The sequence below is a fragment of the Gammaproteobacteria bacterium genome (genome assembly GCA_013003425.1).
In the GTDB taxonomy this organism is placed as follows: domain Bacteria; phylum Pseudomonadota; class Gammaproteobacteria; order Steroidobacterales; family JABDKV01; genus JABDJB01.
In genome coordinates this window covers 110,500-120,481 of the sequence record JABDJB010000012.1, presented here as the reverse complement: position 1 = coordinate 120,481, position 9,982 = coordinate 110,500, and the positions used below count along the sequence as shown (strand labels likewise).

Sequence of the window (9,982 nt, the reverse complement as noted above, 5' to 3'; positions counted from 1 at the left end):
TCACCGTTTCGAATTCCAGCGTCGTGGTGTTGCTCGCCGTTACATCGACCGTCTCGGCCACCGTGGCATTGGTGTCCAGATCAGCGTCGGTTACCGTGATCGTCAGCGATTCTCCCGGAACAATGCTGCCGGGGCTAACCACTATGCTGCCGTTGTCGCCGCCGCTGATTGATGTCAGATCAGTTCGAACCGCCGGGTTACCCGTGGCATCGAGCGCGTCATCGTAACGTGCCTGGGCTGCCTCACCGGCCTGCACGTCGAGCACGCCGTTGTCATTCGTCCCGCCGCTACCGAACTGCGTCGCCAGCGTGCCCTGAAAAATACCGCTGTTCGCGCCGGTCTCAGTCAGCGTTACTGTTTCGACTTCCAGCGTCACCGTGTTGCTGACCGTCACATCAACCATGTCGGCCACTGCCGCATCGCTATCCAGATCGGCGTCGGCAACCGAAACGGTTAACGTCTCGCCAGGCGTGATGTCATCCGGAGACAGCGTTATCGTGCCGTTGCTGTTGGCGAGAATAGTGATCCGTTGTACGCGTTGCACGGTGTTGCCGGTGCTATCGCTCGCCTCCCACGTGATGTCGTAGGCCCCCGGCGGCACGTCGGGCGAACCCGGCGGAATCGGTGCGCCGCTGTCCGTGTTGATTGCGACGGCCACCACGGTCGGTGCCGGATCGAGGTTGTCGGTGATCAGCGGCACCGGGGTGACTGCCAGGAGGTCCGTCAGCGGGCCGGTGGCCGGGAAACTCAGCGCGGACAGCGGATCCGGAACAAAAGTCGGTGGCAGCGCATCGTCGGAATCGTCTGCGCCCAGGCAGACACCCGCGTCGATCTGGGCCAGAGGGGTCGAGCCGAAATCGCTGAGATTGTTGTTCCTGAAACGAAGTATCGACAGGTTGAGCTGCAGGTCGGTCGGCATGAATACCGGTGAACCGTTCAGATCGAACTCCGCGGGCGTGCGTACAGCCCCGGAATAGAAATGCCCATCCAGCAGGCAGTCGGTAAGGTCGATGACCACCGCCCGGATCATCCCGAAGGTCATTTGCGACTCGGCAAAGTCGACCGCGACTTCGTTGACCACGTTGGCAATACCGCCCAGCGCCATGGCGTAAACGCGGGCTGCCTGCAGTGCCGTCGGTTCGAGCGCGGCCGGGTTGGCCGGATCGAGCTGCAACAGGTCTGTCGGCCAGCCGAAGGCCTGCTGATACAGATTGCGCTCAACAGCGAAGACACCGGCGAACCCGCCGCTGCCTGTCACACGCCGCGCTTTCTCATAGATTGCATTAGTGTAGACATTGATAGCGGCAAAATCGTCCGAGGGAAGCAGCGCCGTTTCCAGGTAGGAGCTCGCGTCAAGCACGATCGTGCGGCGCGCGCTACCGGAAGACGATGTATCGGTTTCGTCGATGAACTGGCCACCGAGGCTGCGCACCAGCAGCGCACCGCGCGGCAGCGGAACGTCAGCGCACCAGTTGCCCGCGCTATCGGTCAGCGCCTGGGCGACAGGAATTGTCGTCGTTGCTGCCCCGGTGCCGTCAATCGGAAACAGCTGGACCAGCGCCCCGCTCACCGCGCCCTTCATCACGTTGCCGCAAACCTGTTCAGTTGGCCCTGCGGCACCGACTACGATGGTTACCAGGCCATCACTGGCCAGATCACCGTCGCTGATCCGGTATGTGAACGAATCCACCCCGGTAAACGCCGGCAACGGCGTGTAAACCAGCCGGTCGTCTGCGGGATCGGCCGTCCCGCCATCATTCAGCACGACTGCACCGGCAGCGGGTGCAGTAAACGAATTGATACTGATGCTGTCGCCATCGGGATCGGTGTCGTTACCGAGCACGTCGACTGCGATGCTGCCGTTTACTGCAACCGTAACCATGTCGTTAACAGCTACCGGTGGATTGTTGGCGCCGGTACCGACGGTGATGCTGACATTTCCAGTCGCGCGACCATTGCCACCATCACTGATGGTGTACTGAAACGAAACGACACCGACAAAAATGTCGTCGCAAACGTAGCGCAGGTAGTCGTCGAACGGGTCAGCCGGTGTGCCGTTATCTTCAATAGTGACCGCGCCGTGAGATGGCTGCGTTACATACACCAGCTTGAGCTGGTCACCGTCGAGATCGGTACTGCTGTCGAGGACCCGAATAATCAGACTGGACGATGGCACTGTCTGCATGTCCACGTTGGATGCGATAGGCGCGCTATTTTCTCCGCCCGCCGCGTCTTCGGTCGGCAGCCCATTGCCGCCACCGCCGCTGCACGCGGCGATAATCAGCGGTGCAGCTAAAGCTGCACCACGCCATCCGGATGGCCTGATGAAAAACGGCTTTCGACGCATATCCCTGCAGACAGAATTCGACTACAGGAAAGTTTAAGAACCAGGGGTATTTCGAACCCGGAAACCGGTCACAAAGCCCGCATGACCTGCGTCACACTTTGGCGGCTGGAGGGTTTTGGATTCAGTCGCTTGGCGGCGTTTTTTTGGCCAGGTGGGCCTCGAGCTCCTCGAGCCGGGCCAGCAGCGTATCGATCTGCTTGCGAGCCTTTGCCAGCACCGCAGCCTGCACGTCAAATTCCTCGCGGGTAACCAGGTCGAACCGGCTCAGCGCCGACTGCAAAACCGGGCGGAAATTCTGCTCCAGCTCATCCTGCAGCGTGCGCAGACCCGCGGGCAGGCTGCCGGCGAGTCGGCGGGCGAGATCATCGATAAGCTTCGGGTCGACCATTGCCGGACCAGTTTAACGCATAGCAGCAGCCTGGCTGCACCAAAGGAGTGCGATTGTTCGAACCGATATCGCGTCTGATGTATATAACCCATTGGAATTACAAGGAGTTACGGAATTGGCACGGCCCGTGCAAAGAGAGCGGGAAACCGACTTTAGCAGGAACCAGACATGAAGCTCGTTACCGCCATAATCAAGCCTTTCAAACTCGACGATGTGCGCCAGTCGCTGGCCGATATCGGCGTACAGGGGATTACCGTAACCGAGGTAAAAGGCTTTGGCCGCCAGAAGGGCCATACCGAGCTTTACCGCGGCGCCGAGTATGTCGTTGATTTCCTGCCAAAAATGAAGCTGGAGCTGGCGGTTTCCGAAGAAGTGGTCGAGCAGGTCATCGAAGCGATTTCCGCTACCGCCCGAACCGGAAAAATCGGCGACGGCAAGATATTCGTAACGACCCTGGAGCAGGCCATCCGTATCCGCACGGGCGAGACCGGCGAGCAGGCGATTTAACGATTTTTTGCGCCACGGTGGCCGCTGATGTGAACCACGTCAGCGACTTAAGACACTGATTCTCATAATGTGCTCCCTGTGGCGGGAAGCGCTGTGCTTTTCCTGCCCACGGTTTTGACTTAACGTAGATTCCCCGGCCTGAGACCGGTGTCTGGTATTACATGAGATTTCTGCTTTTCAGCCTGATCCTGTTAACGACCGCCGCCTCGGCCAACGTCTATAAATGGACCGATGCCACCGGCCGTGTGCACTTTTCTGACAAGCCACCGGCGACTGCCGCTGAGAAACTCGACATCGAGACTCAGCGCACCGATCCGGAACAGCTGTCGGCGCGCCTCACCGATGAACCCGCTCAGCAGGCGCAGCCCGGCACAATTGTCGCCGATGAGTCACAACAGGATGAATTCGAGCGTGAGCAGAATATCCGCCGCGATGAAAACTGCGCCCGCGCCCGTGATGCGCTGGCCAGCCTGTTGAGTGCCACCCGAATCTACGAACCCCTGCCCGATGGCGGACGCCGCTACCTGGAAGAGGATGAAGTCGACCAGCGCATGACCGATGCGCGACGCGATGTAGACGAGTGGTGCGGCAGTAGCGAGTAGACCGGATCCGGTAACGGACCTGCACGACTTGGCCGCCCGCCTTACAACTCCTTCCGCACGGCTTACACCCAGGTCCGCCGACGAGTCGCTGCAGGCTACCTACCTGCCGGACTTCTGTTCCGGCACAATGACTTTCGCTATCGTATTGCTCGCCGAACTTGTTGCATTGGTGCTCACCCTGGCACGGCTGCCGGCGGCTGATGTATTCTGGATTGACCTTGCCCGCTCTTCCATGTTCCTGCTGTGGATCGGCCTGGGCAACGCCGTCGTCCTGTGTGGCGCGCGCCGATTCCTCGCTGGCCGTAGCGCAGTTCAAACAACGGCCGTCAGCCTGTTCCTGGTCATGGCAACCACAGCTCTGGTATCAGAGGCTGCGTGGTTAATCGGCGATTTCTACAGCGGCCGTGCCGGTGGTGCTGCGAGCGCGATGTTTCCCGCCAGTCATCTGCCTTTTCTGCTGCGAAACACCCTGATTGCGGCGATCGTCGGTGCGCTGATGCTGCGTTACTTCTATGTGTCACACCAGTGGCGCCGCAACGTGCAGATGGAGGCCCGCTCGCGTATCCAGGCGCTGCAGGCGCGCATTCGCCCGCATTTTCTATTCAACAGCATGAACACGATCGCTGCGCTTACACGCAGTGACCCGGATGCAGCCGAACAGGTAGTCGAAGATCTTGCCGACCTGTTCCGCGCCAGCCTTGCTGATAACAAACAGCTGATTCATCTGCGCGAGGAGTTTGAAATGGCGCGGCTGTACCAGCGCATTGAGGAACTCAGGCTTGGTGATCGCCTTACCGTGGAGTGGGATGTCGATGAATTGCCGGATCGGGCACTGATTCCCGGCCTGAGCGTGCAACCGCTGCTGGAGAACGCGATCTATCATGGAATAGAGCCGTTGCCCGGCGGCGGCAAGGTTTTAATCAGTGGCCGGACGGAAGGCGACAAAATACATATCGAGATAGTCAATCCGGTCAATAACGACGCCAGCGCGCAACGGCACGACGGTAACCGGATAGCGCTGAGCAATGTCAGGCAGCGCCTTGACCTGGCATTTGGCCGCAAGGGTGGGCTGAAAACCCTGACCGGTGACGGACAGTTTTCGGTGACACTGACCATCCCCGCCGCTGAGGTGCGCCGGTGAAGGTGCTGATCGTCGATGATGAGGCGCCCGCACGCCAGCGGCTGCGCCGGCTGGTCGATGAGCTGGATGACTGTGAAATCGTTGCCGAGGCAGCTGATGGTATCCAGGCAATTGAACTGACCCAGGCACACGACCCGGATGTGCTGCTGATGGACATCCGCATGCCCGGAATCGACGGCGTCGAAACCGCCCGCCATCTGGCAACCCTGGAAAAACCGCCAGCGGTGATTTTCACGACGGCATACGATGAATACGCAATAGACGCGTTTGATGCACAGGCTGTGGGATACCTGATGAAGCCGGTTCGACTTGAGCGGCTGGCCCGCGCCATGCGTCACGCTTCCCGGCTGACACGCGCACAGCTGTCCGCCCTTTCAGGTGAGGACGAGGACACGGCAGAGCGCCGCACCCACATTTGCGCGCGTACCGCCGGCCGGCTGGAGCTCATACCGGTTGCGGATATCTATTATTTCCAGGCCGACCAGAAGTACACTACAGTTCGCCATCAGGATGGCGAAGTGCTGATCGACGAATCACTGAAAAACCTCGAATATGAATTTGCCCCTGACTTTGTTCGCATTCACCGCGGCACGCTCGTTGCGGTCGCACATCTGCAGTCGATCGAGCGCGACGCGGATGGCAAGCAGTTTGTGGTGTTCCGTGACAGCGACGACCGGCTCGCGGTCAGCCGCCGGCATGCGGCGGCGCTGAAGCGCAGACTCAGGGGCAGCTGATGAATATTCGCATTGCTACTCGCCGCAGTCGCCTGGCACTGTGGCAGGCAGAGCATGTTGCCGAACAACTGCGCGCAAGCAACAACCAGCTGCAGATCGAGCTTGTGCCCCTGAGCACCCGTGGCGACGAAATACTGGATCGCTCCCTGGCGAAAATCGGCGGCAAAGGTCTGTTTATCAAAGAGCTGGAGCAGGCAATGCTCGACGACACGGCCGACATAGCGGTGCACTCGATGAAAGACGTGCCGGCAGAACTACCCGATGGCCTGGTAATCGGTGCGGTTATCGAGCGCCATGATCCGCGCGATGCGCTTGTTGGCAGCACGCTGGCCGGGTTGCCCGAACATGCCGTTGTCGGCACATCGAGCCTGCGGCGCATGGCACAGCTGGCCCACAACCGGCCCGACCTGACTATCCGGCCGCTGCGCGGCAACGTCGAAACACGTCTCGGCAAGCTCGATGACGGTAAATTTGACGCGATCGTCCTGGCGGCAGCCGGGCTGGAGCGGCTGGGGCTGGCCGAACGCATTGCCGAAGTTCTCGACCCGGCCACATGTCTGCCCGCCATCGGCCAGGGCGCAATCGGCGTAGAATGTCGGGCAGACGATAGCGCTATCAGGGAAACGTTGCGTGCAATCGAACACGAAGCAACGCGGCAGACAGTAGATGCAGAACGCGCGATGAACAAGTTCCTCGGTGGCAGTTGTGTCTCACCGATTGCCGGGCATGCAGTTATCGAAGCAGGCGAGATCACCCTGCGCGGCGTAGTTGCGAATCCGGATGGCACCGACCTGGTTGCCGCAATCGCTGCCGGCAGCGTTGCCGATGACGTCGGCCGGGAAGCGGCCAATCTGCTGTTGCGTCATGGCGCCCGCCAGATCCTCGACGAGGTGGCGGATGTCTGAGCAGCTGGCGGGGGTAAAAGTGCTGGTGACGCGTCCCAGTCACCAGGCCAACAGGCTGGTCGGCCTGATCGAGTCACACGGCGGCACTGCGCTGCGCTTTCCCACGCTGGAAATCGAAGCGCACGAGGATCATGACGCTGTTGCCGCCGCGATCGGCGACATTGCCGACTACGATATCGCGATATTCATCAGCTTCAATGCCGTGAACCACGGCGCTCAGTACCTGCCGGTTGAAGGCAGGCGGCCGTTGCTCGCTGCAATAGGCCCTTCCACGGCACGCGCCCTGAAGGATTCCGGGTTTACAACCGACATAAAAGCAACGCGTGGTTTTACCAGCGAGGCGCTGTTGCGCGAACCGCAGCTGCAGGATGTCGCCGGCAAGAAGATTATTATTTTTCGCGGCAGCGGCGGTCGTGCGCTGCTCGGTCGCGAGCTGGAGCAGCGTGGCGCAACCGTAACCTATGCCGAGGTCTACCGTCGCGACCGCCCCGAAGTTCTCGATCCGGCAATCGAGTCCGCGCTGGCCGACGGCAGCATCGATATCGTTACTGCTACCAGCGCCGAAACACTTGTTAACCTCTACGAGCTGGCCGGGGAACCAACTGTTACAGGTTTGCTCGACACACAGCTGGTGACCACGAGTGAACGTGTGGTAAAAAAAGCGGCTGCTTTGGGCTTTAATAATGAAGCCCTGCTCGCCACCGGACCTGATGATCAGGCACTCGTCGACGCCATCATGGAATGGCGCGCGACGAACGAAGCGCCCGCACCAGGGGCAGGAGCCACGATGACCGAACCGCTTAAACAAGACTCTGCAGAATCGACCGGGGCCGACGGTGATGCCGTTGTCGAACTCGTCGAGGAAGTGGAAGAAGAAACAGTCACCGTCGATGCGGCACCCGACACCGTTGTGGCGGCCGCGCCGACGGCCAGACGCGGCGGCGGAACGCTGGGACTGCTTGCCATGCTGCTGTCGCTGGCAGCGCTGGCGGCTGCGGGCTACGTGTGGTGGGAACAGCAGCAAAACCTGAATGCCAGCGCACAGAGCCAGTCGGAGACAACCGGCGTTCTGACGTCCACCCAGCAGAATATCGCTTCACTGGATGGCAGGATCGATGAGGGACTGAACCGCGTGTCGGGCCTGGACGCCGCCCGCAATCGGATTGAATCAAACATGGATGAGCTGCGCCGCAGCATCGAGATGCTCAGTTCACGAGTACAGGCGGCGGAACAATCTATAGACGACGTACGTGGGGTGTCGGCAACGGCGCGAACAAACTGGGTTCGTGCAGAAGCGGAGTATTTCATGCAGGTCGCGAACAGCCGGCTGCAGCTGGCACGCGATCCGGACGCAGCCCTGGCGGCAATGCTGGCCGCCGATGACCGGCTCAAGGCGCTGGGCGACCCGACGCTTTATCGCGTGCGCCAGGAGATAGCCGGCGAAATTGCCGCTCTGAAGGCGGTACCACGACCCGATGTCGAGGGTATTGCCCTCACGCTGAACGGGCTGGCAGCGCGCGTTGAAGAGCTGCCGCTGAACAACGCCGCCCCCGGAAGCTACGAATCGACAGCGCCGGCCGCGGCAGAAGAGCAAAAACCACTGGACCGGGCCATTTCCACGCTGAGCGGCGTCTTTACCAGCATGGTAAGTGTGAAGCGCACCGATGAAGCCGCCACGCCACTGCTGTCACGCGACGAAGAGTTTTTCCTGAAACGCAACCTGGAACTGCAGCTGCAGTCAGCACGCCTTGCCCTGCTCGACGGCGATACTGCCATCTACACCGAAAGCCTGCGTACCGCGCGCAACTGGCTGCAGACGCATTTCAAGGAAGACTCGTCGGCAGTACTGGGCGCGATTGATACCCTGGCCGAACTGGAAGCGCAGGAGATTGCGCCTGCCATGCCTGATGTTTCCGGCTCACTGCGGCTGCTGCGCGTTGCAGTGCCGGCAGCTGAAACCAGCACCGTGCCTCCGGGACAGGATGCGCCCGCTGAGTCCGGCGCTGTTTTGCCCGCAGACGGCGCCCCTGCCGAAGCCGCGCAGACGGAACCCGCCGATGCTGCGCCGCCAGCCGCTGAGCAAACCGGGGAAACCGCTTGAAACGTGGCCTCCTGATCATGATCGCGCTGGTCGCCTCGACCTTCCTGGCGCATTTCTTCATGAAAGACACCGGCTATGCGCTGGTGCATTTCCGTGGTTATGCCATCGAGACGTCGTTGCTGGGCCTGTTGTTGTTCGGAATACTCGCGTACGTTGCCGTGCGCCTGGTGACGCGCTCGCTGACTTCCGTTTCCGATCTCGGTCGCGCAGCAGGCCGTTACCAGAAAAAGCGTTCACGCAGCAAACTGACTCGCGGCCTGATTGAACTGGCAGAAGGCAATTACGCCCGCAGCGAACGGATGCTGGCGGAAAGCGCGCACAAGAGCGACACACCGGTTCTGAATTACCTCCACGCTGCGCGTGCTGCGCAGGAGCAGGGTGCCACCGACCGGCGCGATAACTGGCTGATGATGGCCTACGAGAACGATGTCGATTCGAGTCGCGCCGTGTTGCTGACACAGGCCGAGCTGCAAAGTCGCGATGGCGATTACGAGCGGGCGCTGGCCACGCTGCGCAAACTGGAAGAGCAATCACCCGGTCATCCGCAGGGTCTTGCGCTGCTGGCGCGGATATACGAGAGGCTCGGCGACTGGGACAACCTGCAGGAACTGCTGCCGCAGCTGCGCAAGCGCAAGGCGCTGCCGGTGGATGACATCGACCAGCTTGCGCAACGCACATGGGCAACGCTGCTGACCCATGACGGCGAAACCGGCGATGTTACCGGCCTGCAGCGCCAGTGGCAGAAGGTGCCGAAAAAACTCAAGAGCGATCCAATCGTACTGCGTGACTATGTCGAGGCGCTGCACCGCGCCGGCGAACATGCGCTGGTGGAACAGACAATACGCAAGGCGCTGAAGAAAAATTGGGACCCAGCCCTGCTGAATATTTATAGCGAGCTGGAAAATGTCGATACCGCCAGGTCACTCGCCTTTGTACAGGGGTTGCTGAAAAGCCGTGGCGATGAACCGCAGCTGCTACTGGCGGCGGGACAGCTGGCGCTGCGCGCCGGACAGGCAGGCGAAGCACGCACCTATCTTGAGAAAAGCATCCGGCTCGACCCTTCACCGGATGCCTACCAGACGCTGGGCGCGGTACTCGCCGAGACCGGGGATGCCGAAGATTCAGCCAGCGCCTTTCGCAAGGGGCTGGCCCTGGCGACCGGCCGTGTCGAGTCCACCCTTCCAGCCCTCCGCAACAAAGATGAGCCGCAACCGGAACAGGACTCCAGCGCTGCCAGCCCGGGCTAGCAAGGGCTGA

Annotated in this window: 9 protein-coding genes; 7 read left to right on the top strand and 2 right to left on the bottom strand. The window is 61.0% G+C overall.

Annotation, left to right across the window (positions count from 1 at the left end):
* Both HKN06_02620 and HKN06_02615 read right to left on the bottom strand, forming a co-directional pair.
* Positions 1-2,176, bottom strand: a 2,176-nt coding sequence (locus HKN06_02620) for a cadherin-like domain-containing protein (protein ID NNF60206.1), incomplete at its 3' end; no start/stop codon positions are given.
* Positions 2,177-2,468: 292 nt separating this feature from the next.
* The gene (locus tag HKN06_02615; GenBank protein NNF60205.1) at positions 2,469-2,735 is read right to left on the bottom strand and encodes an accessory factor UbiK family protein; all 267 of its coding nucleotides are present in this window, start codon (positions 2,733-2,735) and stop codon (positions 2,469-2,471) included.
* Positions 2,736-2,903: 168 nt separating this feature from the next.
* Here HKN06_02615 and HKN06_02610 point away from each other — a divergent pair, with 168 nt between their 5' ends.
* The 7 genes from HKN06_02610 to HKN06_02580 all read left to right on the top strand — a co-directional run bounded on the left by HKN06_02610 (position 2,904) and on the right by HKN06_02580 (position 9,972).
* A complete protein-coding gene (locus tag HKN06_02610) occupies positions 2,904-3,242 on the top strand; it encodes a P-II family nitrogen regulator (GenBank protein NNF60204.1) in 339 nt (112 codons plus the stop codon).
* Positions 3,243-3,403: 161 nt separating this feature from the next.
* Entirely contained in the window at positions 3,404-3,844 is a 441-nt protein-coding gene (locus HKN06_02605) for a DUF4124 domain-containing protein (GenBank protein NNF60203.1), read from the top strand.
* A 28-nt stretch (positions 3,845-3,872) separates the two neighbouring features.
* Positions 3,873-4,985, top strand: a complete 1,113-nt coding sequence (locus tag HKN06_02600) for a sensor histidine kinase (protein ID NNF60202.1) — start codon at positions 3,873-3,875, stop codon at positions 4,983-4,985.
* Entirely contained in the window at positions 4,982-5,719 is a 738-nt protein-coding gene (locus HKN06_02595; GenBank protein NNF60201.1) for a response regulator transcription factor, read from the top strand. Before HKN06_02600 ends, HKN06_02595 begins: the two co-directional genes overlap by 4 nt.
* Complete coding sequence (hemC, locus tag HKN06_02590; protein ID NNF60200.1) at positions 5,719-6,624, top strand: hydroxymethylbilane synthase; 906 nt, start codon at positions 5,719-5,721, stop codon at positions 6,622-6,624. The genes HKN06_02595 and hemC overlap by 1 nt, the downstream gene beginning before the upstream one ends.
* The gene (locus tag HKN06_02585; GenBank protein NNF60199.1) at positions 6,617-8,725 is read left to right on the top strand and encodes a hypothetical protein; all 2,109 of its coding nucleotides are present in this window, start codon (positions 6,617-6,619) and stop codon (positions 8,723-8,725) included. Before hemC ends, HKN06_02585 begins: the two co-directional genes overlap by 8 nt.
* Entirely contained in the window at positions 8,722-9,972 is a 1,251-nt protein-coding gene (locus tag HKN06_02580; protein NNF60198.1) for a tetratricopeptide repeat protein, read from the top strand. The genes HKN06_02585 and HKN06_02580 overlap by 4 nt, the downstream gene beginning before the upstream one ends.
* Positions 9,973-9,982: the final 10 nt, after the last annotated feature.